This window comes from Rossellomorea sp. DA94 (assembly GCF_029834455.1).
GTDB lineage: Bacteria > Bacillota > Bacilli > Bacillales > Bacillaceae_B > Rossellomorea > Rossellomorea vietnamensis.
This window is the reverse complement of the sequence record NZ_CP122397.1, coordinates 494,916-519,042: the sequence shown is the minus strand read 5'-3', so window position 1 is coordinate 519,042 and position 24,127 is coordinate 494,916. Positions and strand designations below refer to the sequence as shown.

21 protein-coding genes are annotated in these 24,127 nt (G+C 45.6%); 3 read left to right on the top strand and 18 right to left on the bottom strand.

The annotated features are described in order from the left end of the window. Nucleotides 1-44 precede the first annotated feature (44 nt). The 3 genes from P8596_RS02670 to P8596_RS02660 form a co-directional block, all read right to left on the bottom strand. Complete coding sequence (locus P8596_RS02670; RefSeq protein ID WP_279725754.1) at nucleotides 45-698, bottom strand: PspA/IM30 family protein; 654 nt, start codon at nucleotides 696-698, stop codon at nucleotides 45-47. Nucleotides 699-713: 15 nt separating this feature from the next. Next, on the bottom strand, nucleotides 714-1,058 hold the full coding sequence (locus P8596_RS02665) for a lmo0954 family membrane protein (protein ID WP_224521464.1): 345 nt from the start codon (nucleotides 1,056-1,058) through the stop codon (nucleotides 714-716). 212 nt (nucleotides 1,059-1,270) lie between these two features. Continuing rightward, nucleotides 1,271-3,058 carry a M3 family oligoendopeptidase gene (locus tag P8596_RS02660; RefSeq protein WP_279725753.1) on the bottom strand — a complete coding sequence of 596 codons (1,788 nt, stop codon included), beginning with the start codon at nucleotides 3,056-3,058 and terminating at the stop codon, nucleotides 1,271-1,273. A 213-nt stretch (nucleotides 3,059-3,271) separates the two neighbouring features. Here P8596_RS02660 and P8596_RS02655 point away from each other — a divergent pair, with 213 nt between their 5' ends. Beyond that, on the top strand, nucleotides 3,272-3,991 hold the full coding sequence (locus P8596_RS02655) for a tryptophan-rich sensory protein (RefSeq protein WP_263497692.1): 720 nt from the start codon (nucleotides 3,272-3,274) through the stop codon (nucleotides 3,989-3,991). A gap of 94 nt (nucleotides 3,992-4,085) precedes the next feature. Continuing rightward, the gene (locus P8596_RS02650) at nucleotides 4,086-4,220 is read left to right on the top strand and encodes a hypothetical protein (RefSeq protein WP_256503964.1); all 135 of its coding nucleotides are present in this window, start codon (nucleotides 4,086-4,088) and stop codon (nucleotides 4,218-4,220) included. Nucleotides 4,221-4,234: 14 nt separating this feature from the next. Here P8596_RS02650 and P8596_RS02645 read toward each other — a convergent pair whose 3' ends face one another. From P8596_RS02645 to P8596_RS02605, 9 genes are all read right to left on the bottom strand, one after another. Further along, nucleotides 4,235-6,112, bottom strand: coding sequence for a cation:proton antiporter (locus P8596_RS02645; protein WP_279725752.1), 1,878 nt, complete (start codon nucleotides 6,110-6,112; stop codon nucleotides 4,235-4,237). Between the two features lie 143 nt (nucleotides 6,113-6,255). Next, a complete protein-coding gene (locus P8596_RS02640) occupies nucleotides 6,256-7,572 on the bottom strand; it encodes an oligosaccharide flippase family protein (protein WP_279725750.1) in 1,317 nt (438 codons plus the stop codon). Nucleotides 7,573-7,763: 191 nt separating this feature from the next. After that, on the bottom strand, nucleotides 7,764-9,092 hold the full coding sequence (locus tag P8596_RS02635) for a glycoside hydrolase family 30 protein (protein ID WP_279725749.1): 1,329 nt from the start codon (nucleotides 9,090-9,092) through the stop codon (nucleotides 7,764-7,766). After that, the gene (locus tag P8596_RS02630) at nucleotides 9,089-10,456 is read right to left on the bottom strand and encodes a GH1 family beta-glucosidase (protein ID WP_279725748.1); all 1,368 of its coding nucleotides are present in this window, start codon (nucleotides 10,454-10,456) and stop codon (nucleotides 9,089-9,091) included. The genes P8596_RS02635 and P8596_RS02630 overlap by 4 nt, the downstream gene beginning before the upstream one ends. Nucleotides 10,457-10,471: 15 nt before the next feature. After that, the gene (locus P8596_RS02625) at nucleotides 10,472-11,248 is read right to left on the bottom strand and encodes a carbohydrate ABC transporter permease (RefSeq protein WP_051758424.1); all 777 of its coding nucleotides are present in this window, start codon (nucleotides 11,246-11,248) and stop codon (nucleotides 10,472-10,474) included. 144 nt (nucleotides 11,249-11,392) lie between these two features. Beyond that, nucleotides 11,393-12,292 (bottom strand): carbohydrate ABC transporter permease, encoded by a 900-nt coding sequence (locus P8596_RS02620; RefSeq protein ID WP_034761119.1) that lies wholly within the window; start codon nucleotides 12,290-12,292, stop codon nucleotides 11,393-11,395. 81 nt (nucleotides 12,293-12,373) lie between these two features. Then, the gene (locus tag P8596_RS02615) at nucleotides 12,374-13,687 is read right to left on the bottom strand and encodes an ABC transporter substrate-binding protein (protein ID WP_079530771.1); all 1,314 of its coding nucleotides are present in this window, start codon (nucleotides 13,685-13,687) and stop codon (nucleotides 12,374-12,376) included. Nucleotides 13,688-13,792: 105 nt separating this feature from the next. Next, nucleotides 13,793-14,818: a LacI family DNA-binding transcriptional regulator gene (locus tag P8596_RS02610; protein ID WP_279725747.1), complete on the bottom strand. Its 1,026-nt coding sequence runs from the start codon at nucleotides 14,816-14,818 to the stop codon at nucleotides 13,793-13,795. A 314-nt stretch (nucleotides 14,819-15,132) separates the two neighbouring features. Further along, nucleotides 15,133-18,279, bottom strand: coding sequence for an efflux RND transporter permease subunit (locus P8596_RS02605; RefSeq protein ID WP_279725746.1), 3,147 nt, complete (start codon nucleotides 18,277-18,279; stop codon nucleotides 15,133-15,135). 163 nt (nucleotides 18,280-18,442) lie between these two features. Between P8596_RS02605 and P8596_RS02600 the strand changes: the two genes are divergently transcribed. Next, on the top strand, nucleotides 18,443-19,300 hold the full coding sequence (locus P8596_RS02600) for a TetR/AcrR family transcriptional regulator (protein WP_279725745.1): 858 nt from the start codon (nucleotides 18,443-18,445) through the stop codon (nucleotides 19,298-19,300). A 48-nt stretch (nucleotides 19,301-19,348) separates the two neighbouring features. Here P8596_RS02600 and P8596_RS02595 read toward each other — a convergent pair whose 3' ends face one another. From P8596_RS02595 to P8596_RS02570, 6 genes are all read right to left on the bottom strand, one after another. Continuing rightward, nucleotides 19,349-20,002: an NAD-dependent epimerase/dehydratase family protein gene (locus tag P8596_RS02595; RefSeq protein ID WP_279725744.1), complete on the bottom strand. Its 654-nt coding sequence runs from the start codon at nucleotides 20,000-20,002 to the stop codon at nucleotides 19,349-19,351. 161 nt (nucleotides 20,003-20,163) lie between these two features. Next, nucleotides 20,164-20,364, bottom strand: coding sequence for a hypothetical protein (locus tag P8596_RS02590; protein ID WP_279725743.1), 201 nt, complete (start codon nucleotides 20,362-20,364; stop codon nucleotides 20,164-20,166). Between the two features lies 1 nt (nucleotide 20,365). Beyond that, nucleotides 20,366-20,512, bottom strand: a complete 147-nt coding sequence (locus P8596_RS02585) for a hypothetical protein (RefSeq protein ID WP_156030069.1) — start codon at nucleotides 20,510-20,512, stop codon at nucleotides 20,366-20,368. A gap of 12 nt (nucleotides 20,513-20,524) precedes the next feature. Continuing rightward, nucleotides 20,525-20,719, bottom strand: a complete 195-nt coding sequence (locus tag P8596_RS02580) for a hypothetical protein (protein ID WP_224521475.1) — start codon at nucleotides 20,717-20,719, stop codon at nucleotides 20,525-20,527. A 100-nt stretch (nucleotides 20,720-20,819) separates the two neighbouring features. Continuing rightward, on the bottom strand, nucleotides 20,820-22,784 hold the full coding sequence (locus P8596_RS02575) for a hypothetical protein (protein WP_224521476.1): 1,965 nt from the start codon (nucleotides 22,782-22,784) through the stop codon (nucleotides 20,820-20,822). A gap of 57 nt (nucleotides 22,785-22,841) precedes the next feature. Next, a complete protein-coding gene (locus tag P8596_RS02570) occupies nucleotides 22,842-24,107 on the bottom strand; it encodes an ATP-grasp domain-containing protein (RefSeq protein ID WP_224521477.1) in 1,266 nt (421 codons plus the stop codon). Between the last annotated feature and the right edge of the window lie 20 nt (nucleotides 24,108-24,127).

The following is a 24,127-nucleotide window of genomic DNA, read 5'->3' as shown; positions in this document are numbered from 1 at the left end:
CTTTTTTACGTTATCATGTTTTTCTTCATTTAGAATACCATGTTTCAGGACGGAATGGCTTCTGTTTCCTCATTTTTCATTTCTTTTTCCAATTTGGCGATTTTCGCGTCAATTGTGTTCCGGTAATAGGAAGAATTCACACCGTGCTCCAGTTGATCTAAGTATGTTTCAATTTCATCAAACTTAGAAAATGCCTGATTATTATACCCTGAAGATGATTCCAGGACAGAGTTCATTTTGTTATGAGCGCGGGCAATATTTTCCCTGCCCATCAGCTCCATGCGCTTGATGTACATATCCTTTAGCTTGTGCTTCATTTCTTCATATTTACGCTCAAGCTCTTCAAGCTCTTTTGTTGCTTGCAGTTTGGATTCCTGGATGCGGACGGCACGTTCTTCATAGTATTTTTGTTCCTGGAGGGCAAATTCATACAGGCCATCTTCATTTGCCTTTGACGCTACCTCTGCCTGGTACTTCCGTTTGTCAGCAAGAACCGAAGCCTGCTGGTACTCTTTTTGAAACTCTTCTTTCAAGAGATACTGTCTTTCGACAAGCTTTCTTACCTTTTCCACTTCCTGCTCACACTGCCTTAAGTAATGATTCAGGACGGCAATCGGGTTTTTCTTTTCCTTTTTATCGATTGCTTCGTGAAGGTCTGACATGACGGTATTCTTCAATCTTTGAAATAAATTTACCATTATTAAATCTCTCCTTTAGTTTTTTAATTGAGACCATTCTCTTTCAAAGTTCGTGAAGGGATCAGATGATGACTCTTCCACGATGACTTCTTCTTTCTTCCAGTTCTTATAGATGACATACAGGACATACAGAGCAACGAGCCCGATGATCGCCGGGAAGTTCGATACAGTTGCACTGAATGCGGCAAGACCGATCAGTGCCCATAGGATTTTCTTCCCTGTGGAGTCTGTCTTGACGAAACCTTTAAAGCTGTAATACATGATCACTAACGAGATCGCAAGCCCCACAATCGGTCCTAAATTGGCAAGCAGCACAATCGCTGCAATCCCTCCAGCTAAAAGCAATCCGAATTTCTTCATATGTTGTTGCCTCCTTTCTTCTTCATGTCTCTATCCTACCTATTTTCCGGATTTCCCATAACGAGCCGGAGCTTTATTTTCGAATCAGACTTGAGGCTTAGGAGGGGTGGGACTATAGGAATTTTGAAGGGAGGATTGATGGTGATGGATGGGAGTGGGTTAAAAACAAAGGTCCGTCCCTCAATACAAGGGACGGACCTCAAAACGTTTATTTAGTTCGTCAGTTCAAGGAATTCTTCTACATCGGCGATGCATAAGTTGATTCCTTTTTGCCAGAAGGCTTCTTTGGTGATGTCCTCACCGAGGTGCTTCATGGCAAGGTCTTCCACGTTCATGACGGCTGTGTCACGGAGCAGGGCCATGTATTTCTCTTCATAGCTTTCGCCGGACTCCAGTGCCTTCGCGTAAATGCTCAGCGAGAACAGGTAGCCGAATGTATACGGGAAGTTATAGAACGGCACTCCTGTGATATAGAAATGGAGCTTCGATGCCCAGAAACGCGGGTGGACCTCTCCCAGTGAATCGGCGAAGGCTTCCTTCTGGGCTTCCACCATCAGGTCGTTCAACGTATCGACAGACACGACCCCTTTTTTGCGTGCTTCATAGAAACGGGTTTCAAATAAGAAGCGGGCATGGATATTCATGAAGAACGCGACGCTCCTCTGAAGTTTATCTTCGACAAGGGCAATCTTTTCTTCCTTCGTTTCCGCTTCCTTCACGGCTGCATCCGCCACAATCATTTCGGCAAAAGTCGAGGCGGTTTCTGCGACATTCATGGCGTAATTGCGATTCAACGTATGCATTGGCTTTAACGCATAGGAATGGAATGCATGGCCCAATTCATGGGCGAGTGTCGAAACATTCGACATCGAGCCTGAGTACGTCATGAAGATCCGTGATTGATCGCTTAACGGGAATGATGTACAGAAGCCGCCGGGACGTTTTCCTGAACGGTCCTCTGCTTCGATCCACTCATCCTCAAAGGCTTTTTCTGCGAACTGTGCCATTTCACTTCCGAAACGGGCGAACTGTTTCAGGATGAATTTCGCTCCTTCATCGTATGACATCGTGCTCGTCGATTCCGCCACCGGAGCGTCCAGGTCATACCAGTCCAGTTTGTCCTTGCCGATCAATTTCGCTTTCCGGTCCAGATACTGGACGAAAGGCTTTTTGTTTTTGCTGATGGCCCCCCACATGGCGTCCAGGGTTTCCTGCTTCATTCGGTTGTACTCAAGGGGCTCCTTCATCAATTCGTCCCAGCCCCGCTTTTTATACACATTCAAGCGGAAGCCGCCAAGATGATTAAGGGTACGGGCAAAGAGCTCTTCATTCTGTTCCCATGCGTTCTCCAGTTTATCAAAAACCTCTTTACGTGTTTTCGCATCGGGGCTTGATAGTAGATTATTGGCCTGTCCCACCGAGAGGCTTTTTCCGTCGTGAGTAATGTCCATCGCACCGACGATCGTGTCGTACATCTGTCCCCAGCCGTGATATCCGTCGACGGCCAATGCCTGGATCAAGGATTCCTCACTGCTTGAAAGTTTGTCCTTCGCTTTTTGTCTCCACTCATTCAGCACAAACGTGATTTCACTCAGGCGATCATGCTTCAGCAATTCTTCCCACACTTCTTCCCTGCAATCTGAAAGTTGCTGCTGGAATTTCGTGAAAGTTGATGAGAAATCGGCACTCAGGGTTGTCACTTCGCTTCTGAGAGCATCCGCCTTCCGGTCATGCATGTTCTGAGCTTCCAGACAGCTGACAAAAGCACCGGCCTGGCGCAAATACAACATCACGTCCTTCGCTTCATCAATGAGCTTCCACACCAGCTCAGCATCGTTCGCCGATTGAGGCGGGTGAAAGGCAAGCGCATTCTCTGCGAAATCATTTTTCTTCTTTTCCAATGTATCGAGATGATTCCTGAATTCCTGTGATTCACTTCCTCCTTGGAAAAAAACATCTAAATTCCAAACCGTTGAATATGTATGAGTTGTATGGTCCATAATGTCCCCCTAATGTAATATGTAAATTGTCCCTATCCTATTTTTAATTCTCGATAAAACCTCTAAATCCTTCATGATCTTTTACAATTCCTTTTACCTAAACTCTCTTCATTTGGTTTTTAAACGGATAAAAGTGGAATAGTATATAGCAAACAACAGGTCTCGAAAGGGATCCTTTCCGGCATCACCATTATTTTTCAAGGGGGATACATTATGAAGTTGATTTTAAATATTCTAGCCTTCGCATTGGTGATTGTCATGAATACGCTGGCTGTCACACTGCCTTTAAACAATCAATCCACGAGCGAAATCAGTGACCGGCTGGATATCATGATCACTCCTGCAGGCTATGTTTTTTCCATTTGGAGCCTCATTTACCTTCTGCTCGCCATCTGGATCATCCGCCAATTCCCTAAAGCAAGACGGGAGCTCCCGCTTTATCAGGAAACGAGCGGTCTATTTGTCCTCAGCTGCCTTTTGAATTCAGGATGGATCCTGGTATGGCACTATAATTATTTTCTCGTTTCCGTGTTTGTTATGCTCGGACTTTTATTAACCCTCATTGCCCTGTATAGACGGGTGAAGAGCACAGGTCCGTCCCTCTTGGATTCGGCCCCTTTCTCGATTTATCTAGGATGGATTTCGATTGCGACGATTGTGAATATCACCTATTATTTAACGGATATCGGCTGGAACGGATTCGGGTTTTCCGAGCTTATCTGGGCATACCTGGGATTGATTGTCGCGACTGTCCTTGCCTTCTGGTTCCGTATCACCCAGCATGATCTCCTATACCCACTCGTATTTGTATGGGCCTTTATCGGTATCGGCGTCAAGAATATGGCAGATCACTCCACCTATTCATATACCGCCTATGCCCTTGCCGTCATCATCCTGATCTTTGACCTTGTCTACAAGCGCACACGCAGATAATATGGAAGGTCCGTCCCCATGGTTGAGGGACGGACCTTTCTTCCTGCATAGAATCGTCCCCTGTGACTGACATTAAGGAATAGGGGGTGTTTGGATGGATCAGCAGAAGAGGAATGTTTCGAAAGCAGGTACGGACATTGACGAGGTGAAACGTCAGAACGCACAATCCGGCCTGACGTACAATCAAGTGAAGCAGCTGTTAGGTGAGCAATATACAGGTAAAAAGTAAAAGAAAGCGCCGACTCAGTCGGCGCTTTCTTTCTGTTGTTCTTCTTTAGCTTTTGTTTCCCTTTGAACAGTAAGCTTCTCCTGAATCTTATTGAGTTCCTTACAAGGCTGTGTCAGGCTGACAATCACATCTCCCTGCTCAATCTTCGGTGATGAGCCTTCCGTAAAGAATTCGATTCTTCCCGTCGGTTTATGGGCAAACATCAGCAGGGTATTTTCATCCCGCTCGTGTAAATACTCTTCGAAGGTGTATTTTTCCGTGATATTCGTTTTCCTGAATACGTCTCCGCGCTCGACACGTTTATTCAACTCTTCCCACGTGACATGGTTTTGGAAGAGAATGCGTCCACCAATTGTATGGACCATATCTTCCAGGTCATCATCACGCTTGCTCCTGAGGCTCAGCTGGAAGAGGTTGTTCCGCCCGATTTCAGGTACGAATGTCGTACAGACGAGGGCGTTATAGGAGTCGAGTTCTGTTGCTGCAATCATATATTCATAAGGAGTCATATCCAGATAATACTCGGTCTGCTCGGATAAAATCTCTCCCCTGTAAAATGGGATCCCGGCTTTTCTGACCGAAAACAATCGCTGCCAGGAGGAATCCGTGATAAGGACCGGTATCTTCATATTCTGAAGGGTTTTGGCAAATTCGGTACTGAACTTGCTTCCTCCGACAATCATGACACCCGGCTGCTCGCTGATGGCCAGATCCAGTTTCTTAGCCAGCCATTTAATCGAGAATCCATGCGCGCATACGGTTGAGAATACAAGGGCGAATGTGAGGGATGTCAAAATCTTTGCATCCTCGAACCCCTTCTCCAACAATACCGATGCAAAGTAGCTTGATACGGTCAAGGCTACGATTCCCCTCGGTGCGATCCATCCCACAAGGATCTTCTCCCTGACGGAGAGGTCCGTCCCTATCGTGGAAAGCCAGATGGACACCGGCCGTACGATGAATAGCATGAGCAGGACGAATGCGATGATATTCCAATTGAAGATCTGGAATAGGGTCTCGACGGTTAAGGAAGCCGTCAGCATCACGAATATGGTCGATATGAGCAGCACCGATATATTTTCCTTAAAGTGACGCATGTCGTCGATGGATGAAATATGCATATTCGCTAACGTCATCCCCATGGCCGTTACAGCAAGGAGGCCGGTTTCATGTGTAATATGATCCGAAATCGTGAAACAGGCAAGGACAAGTGCGAACACGACAGGTGACTTAAGGAATTCCGGAACATGTCCATTTTCAAAGATAAAGCCTGTGAATTTCCCGAGCGCCCATCCAAATACGACGGCAAACAGGGATGCGGCAAAGAATAACAGTAATGATAATCCCGTTACATCGTCACTGATCAAAAAGTTGATGATTTCAAAGGCAAATACCGCGATCAATGCGCCGAATGGGTCGACGACGATCCCTTCCCACTTCAGGATTGCTGCAGGTCTCGGCTTAAGCTTCGCCTGCCTGAGTAGCGGAAGGATGACCGTTGGACCCGTTACGATGAATAATCCTCCGATCACGAAGGCCACTGCCCACGATAATCCTGCAACATAATGGGCTCCAAGGGAACCGAGGATCCAGGCAAGGAGGGCTCCGAACGTCACGATCCTGAATACCGGTTTCCCGAGTCCCCTCACTTCGCGGAAATCAAGATTCAAGCTTCCCTCAAAGAGGATGATGGCAACAGCCATCGAAATGATGGGTTTAAACACTTCCCCAAAATCGTCCTTAGGATTGATGAGGCCGAAGATCGGACCTACGAGCAGTCCGACAATCGACATGACGACGATGGCCGGCAGCCTGAATCTCCAGGCAAGCCATTGGGAAGCGATCCCGAGTACTCCGACTAACATGATGTTGAATAAAATAGAATCGATCATATATTTCTCCTTTAAAGGTTATGAAATCAGCCATCATAACAAAAGAATGGTATGTAGGTGTTACAGATTACAAATAGAATAAAAGGTCCGTCCCTCCTATTGCAAAACAAATGCCTCACGCTCGCACATTTGTTTTGTATAGTTTACATTTTTATGGCTGATTTTAACCAAAGAGTCGTTTCCAATTCCCTGCAGATGGTCACATAGTGGAGCATGGTGATCAAGACGGCTCCTGCATTCATGCCCAGGATGACACCTTCCATTCCAAAACGGGAACCAAGCAGGTAAATGAGTGAAAACGAAAAGACACTCGACCAGATGGTATGAAGGAGAGCATCCTTCACCAGTCCAAGGCCGATCAAAAAAGCCTGAAGGGGAAACACCAGAAAATGAAACAGGAAGTACGGCCAAAGCAGCTTTAAATAATAGGCGGAGGAAACAGAGTGAAAAAACGTCCCTGTTATGTAGTCTCCGAGCGTATAGTAAATGATCACGGCCGGTACACCGTAGCCCAATGTGAGCCACATCACTTGCTTAAGATGGGTCAGGATCCCATCAAAATCCTTGGACGATACTTTTTCCGATACGGTCGGGATCAACACGATCAACATCGAAAATGCAATGAACGAAGGAAAGAACCCGATGGTGAGGGCAATTCCCGCCAGCATCCCGAAATGTTCATTCGCATCGACCGCTCCCATCCCCGAAAGGACGAGAGCCCATTTGATCAAAAAAGGCTGTATGGCATGGGTCAGTGCATGGAAGATGCGAAGGACCGTGGTCGGGATCGAAACAGATAGCACTGACTTTCTCATTTCACTTGTTGATAGTGTAGAATGGCTGTTCTTTCTTTTACCCTTAATTTCAAGAACGTAAGCATGAATCAAATAGACAAAAACCACCACTTCACTGGCAATTAACGTCCCAAGGGCAATGAAGATGGATGTATCGATGCCAAAGGATAAAAATTGATAGATGGACACCAATAAAAATAACTGGATTCCTTTACGAAGAAAATTCGCCGCTGCGATTTTCCCCATCTTCTGTATCCCCATGAAATACCCTCTTGTTATGGAAGTGAAGGCTACAATCGGGATCACGATCAGGACGAGCCAACGAATCCCGGAGTGATATCCTTGGAATAAAGGAGTCCAGGCGTAAACCATCACCATGATCAATAAAAGAATGCATGTCGTGATGATCGCAAACCTGAAAGCATAGTGCAGCATCCCCCTGTGGTAGCTTTCCTCCTTTTCTGCAAAGAATTTAGAAAGGCTGATCGGCAGTTCCATGCTCGACAAAATGACGATCAGGAATACCGTCGGGAGAATCGACATGTATGTGCCAAGCCCTGCTTCCCCAAGCTCCCGGGCAAGGATCATATTAATGATAAATTCCAGGCATTCCCCTAAGAATGCCGTCACCACCAACACCAATGTACCTCTTAAAAACAGACTCATATGCTTGTACCCTGCCTTTATGTAAGATGGTCTATTCTATGATGGTTGTCCGGGGAATATGAGACGTGGGTGCAGGCCGGAGAAAGTACGGTGGTAGAAGTGTTGCGTCGGATTCGGGGAACTTAGTGAAAAATCATAATACCCACTCTCAATCAAAATAAAAAGCAGCCCCCAAAAGGACTGCTTTCCAACTAACGGATCATAAAAGTGGCAATCGAATGCAATGGAAGAGTCGTATTGAAACTCCCCTCACCTATGGCAAGCGAGATCTGTTCCTCACGGTCATTCGCATTCATCACAATGACGACGATCTCCCCGTCTGGATTTTCAAAGGAAGCAGCCGATACAGCGTCATTGGAAATCTGACATCCGATACGTCTTGCTCCGACTTTGATGTATTTGCTGAAATGCCCGATGTAATAGTACGAGCTATTGTACCGGACCTCGTCATTCACAGTGTCGACAATCACCGGTGCATCGCAGTAATTCCCGACATGGTTCGGTCCGCCTTCTTCGTTCAATACGATGTTCCAGTCGATCCACGCTTCAAGGTAATTGTTCAAATCACCCATTATATTCCGGCCATAGCGTTCACCCGTATTCCATGCGCCGGGTCTGACCCCGCCTTCGATGCATCCTTCTGTAAAGATCAAATGCTTATCAGGAAAGTCGTGATGCACTTTAGAAAGGTTTTCAAACTCCTCTGATACATACCAGTGGACACCTGTTCCCCACACATACTTGGCCGCTTCGGGATCAGACAGGACCGCCTTCGCACGTTCATGAATCACATCACGATTATGATCCCAGATGATGACCTTCACATCCCCGTGGCCATGTTTCTCGAGGGACGGACCTAGATGATCTTTAATGAAGTCCCGTTCTTCTTCCCCTGTGTACAGGCATGAATCCCACACCTGCTTCGCTTCCGGTTCATTCTGGATCGTCAATCCCCAGATTCCGATCCCCTCTTCTTCCATCGCCTCTATATACTTCGAGTAGTAGTCTGCCCATACGGATTGAAACTCGGGCAATAGTTTCCCTCCGTTGTTCATTTCACCGTTCGTTTTCATCCATGAAGGAGGACTCCACGGAGAAGCCACGATGGAAAGTTCCCCTCCGGCTACTTCCTTCGCTTCCCGGATAAGGGGAATCACGAGCTTCTTCTCCCTCTCGATGGAGAAGATTTCCAGCGAAGTATCTCCATCTTCCACATAGGTATAGTTCCCTAATGAAAAGTCACAGCTGTTGATATGCGTCCGGCCGAAGCGGTAACCAAGTCCTTCTGACGGATCGAAATAACGGTGGATGATTTCTTTCCTTTTTTCAGGGCTGATGAGGGAAAGGCTGTGAGCCGCTGCTTCGGTGAATGCACCGCCAAATCCCAATATTCCCTGATATTTAAGCTCCCGATCGAGTTGGATGTGGGTAGAAGCACGGCCTTCAGAAAAAGAAACCGGTTCTTTTTCAGAGAACCGATCTCCTGTTTCTTTAGCTGTCAAAATCACCTTCATATTCATTGGGCTACTTCCTCGGCATTGGTATGGAGGCCATGCTTCTGTTTATGATCCCGAATGACTTCAGCATAACGGAAAGCACTGTCTTTCCAGATTCGCTCCTGGGTATCGAAGTCGATATAAAGGATGCCGAAACGCTTATCATATCCGAAGCTCCACTCGAAATTATCCATCAGTGACCATAAATAATATCCTTGAATGTTCATGCCTTCTTCATTAAGGTCAGAAACCGCTTGAAGATGCAGATTCAAGTAGTTGACACGTTCGTGATCATGCACTCTTCCATTTTCCAGCACATCATCATAGGCGGCTCCGTTTTCCGTGATATAGATTGGCAGATCCGTATATTCCTCTCTCAGGCGGCGGATGAGGTCCTTGAATTCATTCGGCGCGATATCCCAGCCCATGCCTGTTTTTTCATAATCGGAATAAGCTCCCTTATGCATGAAATCATTGGCGGCACTGAACTCGACGATCCCTCGGCTGTAATAGTTGATCCCGAAGAAATCACATTCCGTTGAAATCAGGTCCATGTCCCCTTCTTTAATAAAGTCATAGGAGTGAACATATTTTGAGAATAAGTTCATCATGTCCTTCGGGTATTCCCCTTTGAATACAGGATCTAAGAACCAGCGATTCGAGTAACCGTCGGCGTTGTTGGCAGCAAGAAGGTCATTCACTGAATCCGTGTTTGGATACACAGGTGACAGGTTCAACGTGATGCCGATGTCGGTTTCAGATTTGAATTCTTTCTTCAGCAGTTCAACCGCTTTTCCGTGGGAGAGAAGCATATGGTGGACTGCTCTCACCGCTTCATCCAGATTCGTATGCCCCGGTGCATGCACCCCTTGATGATAACCAAGGAACCCTGCACACCAAGGTTCATTATGGGTGATCCATGAATCGACGACCCCATCAAGTTCCTTGAAGCACGCTCTTGCATAGTCCATGAACCATTCTACAGATTCACGGTTGACCCATCCGCCTTCTTCATGGGCCCACATCGGCAGGTCCCAGTGATACAATGTCACGGCAGGCTTGATGCCTTCTTCTTGAAGTTTTGCCGCCAATTTTTTGTAAAAGTCCATCCCTTCCTGATTGTATTTCCCCTTTTCAGGAAAGATGCGAGGCCAGGCAATGGAAAAACGATAAGTGTCTACACCAAGGCGCTTGATATGCTGAATGTCTTCTTCGAATCGGTGGTAGTGGTCACAAGCGACATCACCATTATGCTGCTTATATACTTTCCCTGGAATGTCACAGAACATATCCCAGATGGACGGAGTTCTTCCTCCTTCATTATGTGCACCTTCGATTTGATACGATGATGTGGCGGTTCCAAAGGTAAATGTTTTATCAAATTTCATCGGTCATTCTCTCCTCTATTCTTTGATTGATCCTGCTGAAATGCTGTTGACGATATATTTAGACAGGAATAGGAAGGCAATCATGATTGGTACGACTGAAATCGCGATTCCTAAGTACATTGAACCTAAATTTTGTGCCACTTGAGATCCCTTCAAGAATCCCATCAATACTGGCAGCGTATATTTCTCAGGTGAGAACAGGATGACGAGTGGCATGATGTAGTTATTCCATGATCCAATGAACGTGAAGATCGACATCGTCGCAACTGCCGGCATCATGATCGGAATCGCCACTGTATGGAAAATCTTGAACTCACTTGCCCCATCGATGCGGGCAGCTTCGATTAAACTTGGATGAAGCGTGGTCTGGATGTATTGTCGTAAGAAGAATACGACGAACGGACTTGCTATGGCCGGAACGATCAGAGGAATGAAGGAATCGAGGATCCCCAGATTTTTACTCAGTTCGTAGAAGCCGATGAGCCCCAACTGTCCTGGGACCATCATCATCACAAGCATGAACACGAACAGGAAATTCTTCCCCTTGAATGTGTAAAAGGCAAATCCATAGGCAGTCAATGCTGAGAAATACCCTGATAATAAAGTCGTAAGGACAGAGATGATCAGACTATTCTTGAACCCCGACCAGATGTTTACGTACTCCATCATCGTCGTGTAGTTTTCAACTAAAGAACTCCCCGGTACCAAGGTGAATCCAGACAGGATCGCTTCATTTGACCTTGTCGCATTCACAAGCATCATCAGGAATGGAATGAAGCAGACAATCGCCATCAACACAAGTACGATGTAGATGATGCTCTTCACAATGGTGTTTCTGGTTTTCAGTTTGGACTCATGTGGCAAAAGTTCAGGCTTTGACTTTTCTACCTTTTGAGCCGGTACATTTTTTTCTACCGCTGTTTTCCCCAACATGCTTTACACCTTCCTTGCTTGTTTGCGTTCATTTCCATACATCCCTTTGAAGACAATCGCCGAGAAGATCAAGGTAATGACGAACAATCCATATGCGACAGCTGAAGCATATCCATAGTTATTAAACTTGAATGCCTGATTGTACAGATACAGTACCATCGTATTCAGTGATCCATCCGGAGAACCGATACCATCTGTCAGAAGCATTGGCAGATCAAATAATTGAAGACCGCCGATCAGGGATGTGATCATGATATAAAGCAAGATCGGTTTTAATAAAGGGATCGTGATTTTCGTAAACGTCTGCCATCTGTTTGCACCATCGATCAAAGCAGCCTCATAGTAGTCCTTCGAAATTCCGGAAACCCCCGCCATGACGACGATGAACGAATGACCGAACCACATCCACGTAAGGATCAGGGATACTGACAACTGTGCAGTCGCAGGCTCGTTCAGCCAATTAATCGGTTCTGATATAAGACCTATATTTAATAGAATCATATTTAATGATCCATGCTGCCAGTCCAGTAAGATACCAAACAACAGGGCGACCGAACTAATCGTGATTAAATTAGGTAAATAAAAGATTGATCTGAAAAACGCCAAACCTCTCAACTTCATTCTCATATCAGAGAAGATTAATGCGAGTACAAGGGCAAGACCAATTTGCAGGGCAAAGTTGATTCCCCATATTTTCCACGTGTTGAAAAATGCTTCCACAAAATAGCTGTCCGTGAGTAAACGGGTGTAGTTGGCAAGACCGACGACTTCCGCTGTCCCGCTTCCTGAATAGTTTGTAAAGCTGTAATAGAATGTAAGAGCAACAGGATAAATACTGAATATTAAAAAGATGATCCAAAACGGGGCGATAAACAGATAACCAAATCGATCTACTTTCTTCATTCCCCAGCCCCCCCTAGTTGATTAATAGATTTTCGGCAGGCGAAATGAAGCCACGCCGCCTGCCATTACATGTTTACTCTATTAGTTTTTTGGTACTTTAATGTCCGGATATGCGTTTTGTACTTTTTTATAGAATTCTTTGATGGCATCGTCTTTGGATTTCTTTCCGTCCACATACTGTTGCACGGCATTTCCGTAGAACGTATCAAGCTGCTGATCGTATTTCGTTACGATACCAGGCTCGATTTCTTTTGCCTGCTCAAGGAAGAATTGATAGTTGTTCTGTCCGCCAAGGAATTCACTGCTGAAGTCATCCTTGATCGCATTCGTTACAGGGTTGTAGGCAAGGACATCGCCCGTTTCTTTCGCCCAATCTGTCAGGAATTCGTCATCCTGAGTCATCATTTTCACAAAGTCATAGGCAAGTTCTTTGTTTTCTGATTTGTTGTAAACCCCTAACCATGTTCCACCCCAGAAGTACGGGCTTGGTCCACTTGTAACGGCCCAGTCACCTGTTGTTTCCTTTACGTTCGTTTTCAGGACGCTGTGAAGTCCCCAAGTAGGAAGAACATAAGAGAATACTTGTGTTTCTTTCTCTTTACCGTTTTCTTTCATTTTGATCGGCTTATCCATCGCTTCGAACCATGATGGAGACCATTCTGCAGCAAGAGCTGTATAATTGTTTTCACGAAGCTTCTTCGCTGATTCCATATACTCGATCTTTTCATCTGTCAGTTGAAGCTCATTCTTGTCGTTTACCCAAGGTTGTGGATTATCTCCTTGAGAGAACCAGCGGATGGAGCCTTCATCCGGGAACATGCTATAGCCTTTTTCTTTCATTTTCTCCGCTACTTTGAATACATTGTCCATGGAGTTCATCATGTTTCCTACTTCAGTTGGATCATCCGTACCAAGTACTTCTTTCGCGATGCTTCTTCTGTAGAAGATCCCGCCAGGAGTCGTTTGCCATGATAATGCTCTTACATTACCGTCTTTATCTTTACCTAGGTCAAATACATAAGGTACATATTTATCTTTGATTTCATCAACATTGTATGGTTTTTCTGATAAGTTTTCCCAGTAGCCAGCGTCCACCCACTGCTTAAGGAACGCGATTTCCCCTGTGAATACATCAGGAGCCCCTACGCCACTTTCAAGAACAGGCTTTAATTTCGTCGGATAATCGGCAATCGGAACGATCGTCAATTCTACCTTCACACCATTTTTCTCTTCAAACTTTGTGATCGGTTTCTTCAGTTCATCCGTGAAGGACCATACCTTTAAATCTACGTCTTTATCTTTCGAGCTACCCGATGACTTGGAATCTCCCGAACAGGCCGAAAGTACCCCTGCAACCAGTACAACCGTCATGAATATTGCCAAAATCTTCTTCATCTTAATCCCCCTTTTACATTTGTAGATATAGATACGAAAGCGGTTTCGGTTCACTTCAATTAAAAATTTCGAAACCGGTTTCGAAATTCCCGAAAAAATATAAGATTATTTCTTTTTTTCTTTTTTTACCATCGTACAAGATTCCCTGATAATGAGTTCTACCGGGATGACTTCTGTGGATAACAGCTTCTTCTTCTGGATGATCTGCTTCATCAGTAAGTGCCCCGCCCGTGAACCGATCCGGTCCGTATCCTGTCTGACCGTGGTCAGCTTCGGCGTGAGATAGGAAGACATTTCGATATCATCATACCCGATGATGGAGATATCCTCAGGAATCCTTAATCCCTTCTCTTTGATGGCTTCCATGGCACCGATGGCCATGTGATCACCTGCAACGAAGACTGCCGTAGGGATGGTTTCAAGTTCCAGGAGTGTTTCCATTGCAGCTTTTCCTTCTTCAATCGAGAACATCCCGCCGTTAACAAGATACCCATCAAGAATGGGGAGATGCTGCTCATCCATGCCCTTCGTGAAGCCTTTGATCCGCTGTGCTCCCGCATCGATCGACGGATCCCCTGAAATGTGGGCGATTCTGGTATGGCCCAACGAATGCAGATGTTTGACGGCCAATCTTCCACCCTCGATATTATCGGAATAAACAACAGAACAGTTCTGGTTGCTCATGTCGATCACGACAATCGGCAGGTGGCTATTGATCATGTCCTGAACCTGTGGATCGTGGGGATCTGAGCAGATCACGACGATTCCATCCACGGCACGATATAAGAAATGCTCCAGGTAACTTGTATCCCGATTTCGCAGATTCCTTGATGCGAAAATCAAATCATACCCTTCCCGTTCCACATACTTGCGGAAACTTTCAATAAGGGCGCTGAAGAAAGGATGTTTCAATCCGACCTCATTGTCCTCTGCAAACATGACCCCGATCGTCCATGATTTCTTCGTTGATAAGGACTGGGCATGGGCATTGGGTAAGTAACCCATTTCAGCCGCTGCATCGAGGATTTTTTGCTTCGTTTTTTGACTCACATCCGTATAATTGTTAAGAGCCTTAGAAACTGTCGTACTGGAAAACCCAGTGCGTTTTGCTAAGTCATAGATTGTAACCATTGCTGTCTCCTCTTCATCGAAAGCGCTTTCGTTAATTGTTATTATAGTCCAGACTTTTGATGGAATCAATACTATTTTTAGAAAACTTTAAAAAGTTTCAGAGATTTTGCCATGCCGCTGAGTTAATGAGTGTGGGGGTAAAAGGAATCCAGCCGAAATGAGCGGAAATCCGGCCGACACTGGACGGAATCCAGCCGATATGACAGATTATCCAGCCGTTTTACATATTTTAGAACTAACAACCTCATCCTCTCACCTACCCCACCCTCATAAATCAAAAAAGCAGCCCCCTAAAGGACTGCTTTTCTCTCAAACTATTCTTTCACTACTTTCCGTTTCCGTCCACCGATCTTCCCTTTGAATTTCATCAAGGTTTCATACACGATCGGCACAATGACGAGCGTCAAGAGCGTCGAGCTGGTCAATCCGCCGATAACGGTTACCCCGAGCCCTTTCGAGATCAATCCGCTTCCTTCAAGACCGAGTGCCAGCGGGAACAGGGCTCCGATTGTGGCAATGGCCGTCATAAGGATCGGGCGGAGTCGGGTGGAACCGGCTTCCAGCAAGGCTTCCCTTGTGGATAGGCCTTCGTTTTCTTTATGAATGACACGATCGACTAAAACGATCGCATTGGTGACCACGATACCGATCAGCATAAGTGCTCCAATCATAGAGGAAATACTGATTGTTTCTCCTGCAATCAATAACGCTACCAATGCACCGATGATCGTGAATGGCAGTGAGAACAGGATGGCAAATGGCGCTAGACCGCCGCCGAATGTGATGACAAGGATTAAGTAGACAATCGCGATCGCTGCAAGCATCGCTAATCCTAATTGTGTGAAGGATTCCTTGATGTCTTCTGTTACCCCGCCCATGTTCACATCGATGCCGGATGGAATATCCATATCCTTGATTTCCTTCTGGATATCCTGGGATGCTTTCGAGACATCGTCGGTTTTCAGTTCCCCACTCACTTGAGCAAAGACTTTTCCGTCACGTCGTGAAACGGTATCGGATGTTTCACCTTCCTGGACTTCAACAACGTCTTTAATTGGAACTTCCATACCCAGTGGTGACTGGATGGTTTTATCCGTTAAGTCGTTGATGTTTTCATACTTTTCCTTCTCCACATCAAGATAGACATTTACTTCTTCTCCATCTTTTTCAATGGTCGTAAGGACCGGACGCTGTCGTGTCTGACCAAGTTCCATGGCGATTTGACCTGCTGAGAGGCCCAGTTCGCTCAGCTTTTCCTGATCGGCGATGAACGAGTACTCATCATAGGATTCAGAGATGCTTGATCCGACTTTTTTGAAATCCTTCTTGTCTTCCATCATGTCTTGAATATCGTTGACAACAGGTTCGATGTCTTTCAGGGTTTCCCCGTATACATACACGACAATTTCATTGCTGCCGGCACTTGCAGAGAAGTCCTGGGAAGCCCATTCCCCTTTATCTGTTGCTTGTTGAAGGTCTTTGATGACCTTTTCTTTTTCTTCAGAGAAATTCTCTGTATCGTCTTTATATTGAACGTAGAAAATGGCATTATTGTTGCTTCCCGGACTCATCGGGTTTTCCCCGCCGACAGAGTACTGAATGGTTTCAGCTCCTTTACGGTCCTGGAAATATCCTTCTGCATCCTGTGCGATTTTCTGAACATCTTCTTCCGTTTGACCAGGTTCTGGTTTATACGTCGCCATGATCATCTTCTCTTCATCGGATGGGAGGAAGCTGACACCGATCAATGGAACCAGGAACAAGCTTCCGACCAGCATGGCAATCGCCAGGATCGATGTGATGATTTTATGGTTCAGCGTCCAATTCAATACGCCTTTATACCAGTTCGCTAAACGGCTTTTCTTCTCGATATGCTTCTTCCCAACGCCTTTTTTAAACATGGAGTGGGCAAGCATCGGTACGATCGTAACCGCTACAAGAAGGGAAGCCAATAGAGCAAACACAATCGTTAAGGCGAATGGCAGGAATAGTTCCCCGATCATCCCTTGTACCAATCCTAATGGAAGGAACACGGCAATCGTGACGATCGTAGAGGATGCGATCGGAACGAACATTTCTTTCGTTGCTTCACGGATCAGGTCTTTCCCTTTCAGCATTTCACCTTTCAGTGACATCCTTCTATAGATATTTTCCACGACGACAATGGAGTCATCGATAACCCGCCCGATGGCCACGGTCATCGCACCAAGGGTCATGATATTCAACGTGATATCCATTTGTTTTAAAAGTAGAATCGCAATTAATAGCGATAAAGGAATCGAAACGACGGAAATCAGCGTCGATTTGATATCCCGTAAGAACAGGAGAATGATGATGACTGCGAACACAGCACCGAATAATGCTTTGTTCAGCATCGTGCTGACTGATTCCTCAATCGGCTCCCCCTGGTCAAAGGTAGAAATGATTTCTACACCATCAATGTCTTTTTCAAACGTTTTGATCTTATCTTTGACGGCATTGACAACATCCACCGTATTGGCGTCTGCCGTTTTTACCACCTGAAGTCCGATGGATTCTTTTCCATTCGTTCTGGAAATGGATTCTGCTTTACCAACCAGTTCAATATCAGCAATATCTGAAAGTTGAATCGTTGGGATCTTCATGCCTGAAGATGCTGCTCCAGCAGGAGGTGCTTGTGGCGTTTGCCCCTGTGCAGAAGGCTGTTGCTGACCTTGAGCCGAGGCTCCACCAGTGCTTGGAGTCACAGGAATCTTCATTTCTTTCAAATCTTCAATCGTCGTGATGTTTCCGTCGACCACGACGGATTTCTGGCTATCTTTGAACGTGTATAATCCCAATGGTGCCGTCACGTCCGAGCCTTTGATCATGTTTTGAACCGTTTCTTCTGTAAGTCCGTACTCTTGAAGCTTTTCTTCGTCAAATACAAGACGGGCTTCTTGCACCTGTTGACCAGAAGCCTGTACAGAAGCTACCCCGTCCACTCCCTCGAGTTCCGGAACGATCGTATCTTCTACTGTTGAGGTCAACTGTGCCAATGAGTGGTCTTCATTCGCTACACTAAGGGCAATGACCGGAAAGGCGTTAAAATTGAGTCTTGAAACTTCCGGCTCATTGACTCCATCCGGAAAAGGAAGATCGGAAAGAGCCTCTTCCACTTCGGTCTTGGCTTCATCCATATCCTTTGAAAACTTGTATTCTATCTGAACGGCTGAAGCATTCTGATATGAGGTAGAGCTGACGACATTTACCCCATCTAAATTCTTCAAGCGTTTTTCAATCGGTTCTGAAACCTTGTCTGCAACATCTTCCGGCGTGGCGCCAGGATAAACGGTTGTCACACTGACAATCGGGGTATTGATGTTCGGCAGTGTTTCGAGTTTCATATTAAATCCTGAATATAGTCCTGCAATAATGACAATGATCGTCATCAGCCACACAGCAAACTTATTCTTAAGTACGAAATTAATAATACTGTTCACGTTGTATTCATCCCTTCTCTCTTATTCTGACCGACTAGTCATAACACAATCTAATATAACTGACCACGCAGTCATAAGTCAATATACTTATAAAACAAAAGGTTTATTTTTTGTGACCAATCGGTCATAATGTACATAAGGAGTTTATCAAGGAGAGGAAAGTATGAAGGAAAAAGAAAAATTAATCATTGAAACATCCATTAAGCTTTTTGCCACGAAAGGGTTCAACGCTACCTCCGTTCAAGAAATCGTGAATGAATGTGATATATCGAAGGGTGCCTTCTATTTATATTTCAAGTCAAAGGAAGCCCTTCTGCTCGCCATTATGAATTACTATTTCACCATGATCACGGACAAAGTAAACGAGATTGAGAACGAGGATTTATCACCATACGATAAATTCCAAAAGCAATTAGAATGTCAGCTGATTGAAATCTGTAAACATAAAGAGTTCATCATCATGCAGATCAGGGAGAACGCCATGCCGTTCAATGATGAAATCCATGATCTCCTCAGCGAGATGAAGATGAACACTCACCGGTATTACCGAAGAAGATTATTTGGGATCTATGGAAAAAAGATCGAACCCTATTTTTGGGACATCACCATGATGATTCAAGGTTTTTTCCATTCTTATTTAGAATTGGTCATGCTGGATAAAATCGATCTGGACTTTTCATATCTATCCCATTTTATATTGAGACGAACAGATGACCTTGTGGATGGTTTGCTCAAAAGCGGAGATAAGCCGGTGCTATCCTTTGAGAAACTGGATGATTTGGTGAAGGACTTTACCTCTTCGTCGAGAATCACTGAGTCGACACTCATTCACATGATCCAGGACGCGCTGGAGGTTGCTGAGGATGAGAGTATCCGGATTTCCCTGGAAGTCATTAGAGAAGAAATACAAAAAGACGAAACCCGCCCCGTCGTCATCAAAGGAATGCTTGTGAATCTGGCAGAGGATACTTCAATGAAGCACCTTATGAATGCTTTGAGGCATTTTTATCAAATACAATGAGGAAAGACCCGCTTCCGACGCGGGTCTTTCCTCATTTCCCCCTATACCCTAAAACTCTTGAATCCGTTCCGATTCATGTATGATAACCCCTTCTCCGAACGTCCCTACAGCCGCCCGGTACATGGCATAGGCAACCTGTTTGCCCGGAATGCTTCTGTATCGTTTCAGCCTGCCCACCATGACAGGGCGGAGCGCTCTTGAGAAGATCTCTCCCGCTTTTTCACCCAATCGGAACTCCTGCCTCTCCCCCAATAAAAGGGATGGCCTGAATAGATGAAGGGAAGGATAATGAAGCTCCTTCAATTCCTTCTCCAAATTCCCTTTGACCTTACTATAAAAAAACGGTGATTCCGGACTTGCACCAATCGAGGAAATCACGAGATACTGCTTTGCTCCATGTGCTTTCCCAAGTTTCCCAAGTTGAATGGGATACTCGTAGTCCACTTTCTTAAAGGCATGTTTCGTCTTGGCTTTCTTAATCGTGGTTCCGAGGCAGCAAAACACATCATCAATTTCCTCATGGGGCAGAAGCTTCATCCCATCAAATGAAATGATCCGTTCGTCCAGCTTCTCATGTTTCACTCCACTTTCTCTTCTTACAAAGGAAATCACTCTTGTATATTCAGGACTCTTTAGGAGGATATCCATCAGGTGGGAACCGACCAGGCCGGTCGCCCCTGCGATTAAGGTTACTTTAGACACATTATTTTCCCCTCTCTATATGGGTGATCTTTCTTAAGTATAATGCATTTCCATATAAAATCCTTATGTAACCACTAATAGTCTCCTCCCTATAGCCAGTGGCCGGTTCCAACTGCAAAGGCGTTAATCAACGTTTGGTGATTAACGCCTTTCGGTTACCCCTATAACTCTTCATCTTCAAAAAACTGCTGTAATTTCTCCTCTTGTTCAGGACTCGCTTTTTCTGTCGCATAAGGATTATCTTTTACACCTTGTGTATCCAAATTGGTTTTGATGGCGAAAAATGGACCTTTTGGTTCCTCGGCAATGACACGGTCATTCAACTCGTTGAAGTCCGGCATATCTTTATTTCCTTTATCCATCTTATCTTGCCCCTTCCCGGCTTCTATCCGTATTTTTATAAGCAATCAAAACGATGTCATCTGCAGATTGCTGACAAAGTTCATTTTCCATACTCTTCACTTTATTCAAGGCATCTTCAGACAAATCCGCCACGGGATATTCTTTCATAGCCGACCCCTCCTATCCATTCTCATTTGCTTGACCGATGACTTTCTCTGCAATGACGCCATTTCCTTCTTCAACCGCATGATGTTCTTCCAACGATTCTCCTGGAACGTATACCTGGCTTGGATCGCGTCGCCGGTCATTCATGGTGAATTCAGGATTCAATGGGGTGTCCATAAGCACATCTTCCGATTTCTTGTCGTTACTCATTTGTACCACCTCCACTATTTAGTATGGCTCACTACAGGAGAATCATTCCAATTTAAAAAGCGCCTGAGCAACGACCGTCGCTCAGGCGCCTTTCATCCTATTAAACCCATGTATAATCCTTTCCCCAGCTTTCCCTGGCAAGGACCTTGATTTCGTCGACTATTTCATTCTCAACCGCAAATGCATCCCCCTGCTCATACGGATTGTAGTGGAAGGCATAGAGCCGGGAGACGAACTCATGGAACGGAAGGGAGCATTCGCCTTCCAGTTCCCCGTTATCCATAACGGAAGGTTCGATTCCCTGTCCCCAATTCTGCGAACCGTCATTGTTCGGATTATAGAAATAAATCCGGTACTCCCCCCTCGGATCCTGTGTGATCCGGAGAATGGATACGGCGTGGAATCCAAGGAGCTTCCCGTGGACATTCGTGATGAAAATCCCTACCGGATTCGGATAGATCAATCCGTAATCATCATTGTATTCCGGATGATGAGTCGCATAAAACAGCCTGACAAAACCCGGATAGTCAGAAATGAGTCCGGTCAACGGATCGATGACCGTGCTGAAACCCTTCTGGACCCAATCTCCATAAAACTCCGGATTCACCCAACGATGTCCATCTTCCCCTCTGAGAGAAACCCTTCTCATCATTTCACTATAGATACGATCAAGATGCGGGACGAGAACAAGTGAAACCGGATCAAGCTCCTGATGAAGCTCAGGCGCCAATCCTCCGCTCAAGTCCTTTGAATGAACGGGTGTACCTTCAAACATGATATCGATGTCGCCATCCCTTGCAGCCCTTGGGATCAGTTCAAGCAGATACCCGGGAGCATGCTGCGCCCACAGGCTGATCCCCCGCGCTGTTTGACAGGTTGGGTTCAGGCCTTGACCGATACCGATGGGCTGCCCGAGGACATTGATGACACCTGCAAGGAGTACGGAGTTTGCTGTAATGCCATCTCCCGTTTTACATGAATTCAGAAGCGTCTTTCTTACCTCGGCCCTGATATCGAGTTCGATCAGCCTTTTGAGTCCCGGTGAGACCGGGGAATAGGAAAGAACTCCTCGTTCAAGCATGAGGGCAAGTCCGTATACGGATTGCTTCGTGGCCGGGTAGATCGCCACTTTCACAAGTTGAAATACAAGCTCTGCATTTTCATCCAGGTTCGCTTTACCTTTATCATTCAACTGAAGGGCTGTCGGTACAAGCTCAGGAAACTTCCTGCATAAATATCTTAGAAGGATGGCGTGCTGCGGAGCCACCAATCCGGTATCACGCATAGACCCGGCAAAATGTACCGCCTCTTTCTCCAGCTCTTCTTGAGATAGTTCCAACAGCTTCTTGCGATATTCACCCGGTTTCACAATACTTTTACTTAACGGGGTCGGGCCTTCAATTGCCGATACGTATTTCTCCAACACCAGACGTTCCGCTGCACTAAGATCGGAATGGAGCATTTTCTTAGCGGTCTCGATCATGGAAACGGTTCGTTTCACCATGATGGGACGCTGTGCCGTCAACCGTTCGATCTCTTTGATCAACGTAGTCGTAAGGGCTTGATAAGACAATTTATCTGAAAGGAAGTGAAACAATTCTGTAGCCCTTTCACTCTGTTCCCCACCTTCTATCCGCGCCGCTTCCGTCGCTTCAGGGAAAAGCAGATTCAGGTTCAGTACCATTACTTCATTCAGGAAATCCTGCGCCATCTCCGCCGTCACATCGGGATGTTCATATTGAGCTTCGGCTATGGAAAGCATCCTTAGCTCGCTCAGGATTTCAATAATCGAGGGCAGACCCTTTGCTTGCAGGGATCCCGCCACAAGTGGCGGTTGAAGCTTGGATGCTTTTTCCCAGGGACCGTCCTGGAATACCCCGGCTTTTTCAAAGCGGCTTGCACTTTGGTATAAAATTCCGAGACCTTCGTCAGTGTCCAGTAATCGTTGAGCTTCCTGATAGACGTCCGTTTGATACATTGATTTCGCAAACGAAGCTGCACTCTCCAATTCATTCAGCGCCAGCAAAAATCGCTCTTCCAGCTTGGAAGTTAATTCAAAAGCCATTTCAAAACTCCTTTATCGATCAGAATATCGGACAGGTTGTTCAGGCAAAAGACCAGCCTAAATATAGAAATTAAATTGTTCGTACTCTTTTAAAAGGTCCCTCATCACTTCGCTGTCTTTTCCATAGAAGAAGATGGTCCCGTAATGGTTTCCGAACCCGATCCTCTGGGCCACTTTCCCCTGGGCCGGGCTGAACATATCATGTTTTTCGAAATAAGGATGATTTTCAAGCTCGTCCGGCACCTCAAGCTTTTCTACATAATTGACATGAGGGTGAACCATTAAACACCCTGCATGGGCCTCGGCTTTCTCACCTGTCGAAGGGAAGAATTCTCTCAGTTCCTCTTCCGTTGTGTTCGGATCTCCACAAAGAATCTGTGCCTGGTACGCATTAAAACCATATGCCCGCTCAATTAAATCAAAGATATGACCACCAGGTACCCTGGCTGCAACTTCACCGAAATGAAGTGTACCGTCTGACGTGATGAAATATTCAGGATGGATGACTCCATATTCTATTTCAAACGCATCGATGAGCTGTTGAATGGCCTCCCGGATGATCGGACGCTTTTCTTCAAGTGTCGGAGAAGCCGGTACGAAATTCGAATAACCCAATCTCACGTATTCCGTTATATTTAAAAATTGGATCTTTCCTTTATGAATGAACGCTTCACACGAGAATTCCTGCCCGTCTAAGTGACTCTCCATCAACAATGGAAACTCAGATTCAGTGAGGGCATCTATATCTTCAGGATTCTCGATGGCCCGGTGTCCGACAGAGCCTGCTTTATCAAGAGGCTTGACATGAATGGGATCGTTCTTATCCCCTTCGACTTTCAAAAGGGCTTCATTTACTCGTTTCAGAAAGCGTCTTACATCCTCTTTATCCCTTGCTTCTTCAAATACACCTACTTTGATTCCCGCAATTTGGGCTTTACGCTTCATCATCCCTTTATCCCTTAAGAGGAGAGATCGGTTAAAGACACGGGGTTCGCTGCGGAAACGGGAGTTCAGTGCTCCTGCCCACTCCACGCATTCTTCATATAAAGGAATGGCGACTTCAGCACCAAGGGCATTCAGCTGTTTGTAAAGATGATCTGAACCTTCATTCAACCGATCGAAGTCCCAGCCGATAAAGGCAATATCATGCTTTTCTGCATAAGACTCGAAATCAGGTGGACCCACAACAACGAACGGTCGTTCAAGCTTCGTACACGCCTCGATGGCCGGCAGGCTCCAACCGATTAGTGCCGTTAAATAGGGTTTGGTTTTTTCTTTCACATTCTGTTTGGCCTGCTGCATTTCAAGTTGATCTAGTCCCATATTTTCCTCTCCCTTTTCAC

What these genes read in the sequence shown, in the direction of transcription:
- P8596_RS02600 (WP_279725745.1), top strand. Translation starts at nt 18,443, where the DNA reads ATGAAGGAAAAAGAAAAATTAATCATTGAAACATCCATTAAGCTTTTT.
- P8596_RS02590 (WP_279725743.1), bottom strand. Translation starts at nt 20,364, where the DNA reads ATGGATAAAGGAAATAAAGATATGCCGGACTTCAACGAGTTGAATGAC.
- P8596_RS02645 (WP_279725752.1), bottom strand. Translation starts at nt 6,112, where the DNA reads ATGATCGATTCTATTTTATTCAACATCATGTTAGTCGGAGTACTCGGG.
- P8596_RS02625 (WP_051758424.1), bottom strand. Translation starts at nt 11,248, where the DNA reads ATGGCGATTGTCTGCTTCATTCCATTCCTGATGATGCTTGTGAATGCG.
- P8596_RS02660 (WP_279725753.1), bottom strand. Translation starts at nt 3,058, where the DNA reads ATGGACCATACAACTCATACATATTCAACGGTTTGGAATTTAGATGTT.
- P8596_RS02615 (WP_079530771.1), bottom strand. Translation starts at nt 13,687, where the DNA reads ATGAAGAAGATTTTGGCAATATTCATGACGGTTGTACTGGTTGCAGGG.
- P8596_RS02635 (WP_279725749.1), bottom strand. Translation starts at nt 9,092, where the DNA reads ATGAATATGAAGGTGATTTTGACAGCTAAAGAAACAGGAGATCGGTTC.
- P8596_RS02630 (WP_279725748.1), bottom strand. Translation starts at nt 10,456, where the DNA reads ATGAAATTTGATAAAACATTTACCTTTGGAACCGCCACATCATCGTAT.
- P8596_RS02650 (WP_256503964.1), top strand. Translation starts at nt 4,086, where the DNA reads ATGGATCAGCAGAAGAGGAATGTTTCGAAAGCAGGTACGGACATTGAC.
- P8596_RS02620 (WP_034761119.1), bottom strand. Translation starts at nt 12,292, where the DNA reads ATGAAGAAAGTAGATCGATTTGGTTATCTGTTTATCGCCCCGTTTTGG.
- P8596_RS02580 (WP_224521475.1), bottom strand. Translation starts at nt 20,719, where the DNA reads ATGAGTAACGACAAGAAATCGGAAGATGTGCTTATGGACACCCCATTG.
- P8596_RS02640 (WP_279725750.1), bottom strand. Translation starts at nt 7,572, where the DNA reads ATGAGTCTGTTTTTAAGAGGTACATTGGTGTTGGTGGTGACGGCATTC.
- P8596_RS02570 (WP_224521477.1), bottom strand. Translation starts at nt 24,107, where the DNA reads ATGGGACTAGATCAACTTGAAATGCAGCAGGCCAAACAGAATGTGAAA.
- P8596_RS02665 (WP_224521464.1), bottom strand. Translation starts at nt 1,058, where the DNA reads ATGAAGAAATTCGGATTGCTTTTAGCTGGAGGGATTGCAGCGATTGTG.
- P8596_RS02610 (WP_279725747.1), bottom strand. Translation starts at nt 14,818, where the DNA reads ATGGTTACAATCTATGACTTAGCAAAACGCACTGGGTTTTCCAGTACG.
- P8596_RS02655 (WP_263497692.1), top strand. Translation starts at nt 3,272, where the DNA reads ATGAAGTTGATTTTAAATATTCTAGCCTTCGCATTGGTGATTGTCATG.
- P8596_RS02585 (WP_156030069.1), bottom strand. Translation starts at nt 20,512, where the DNA reads ATGAAAGAATATCCCGTGGCGGATTTGTCTGAAGATGCCTTGAATAAA.
- P8596_RS02670 (WP_279725754.1), bottom strand. Translation starts at nt 698, where the DNA reads ATGGTAAATTTATTTCAAAGATTGAAGAATACCGTCATGTCAGACCTT.
- P8596_RS02575 (WP_224521476.1), bottom strand. Translation starts at nt 22,784, where the DNA reads ATGGCTTTTGAATTAACTTCCAAGCTGGAAGAGCGATTTTTGCTGGCG.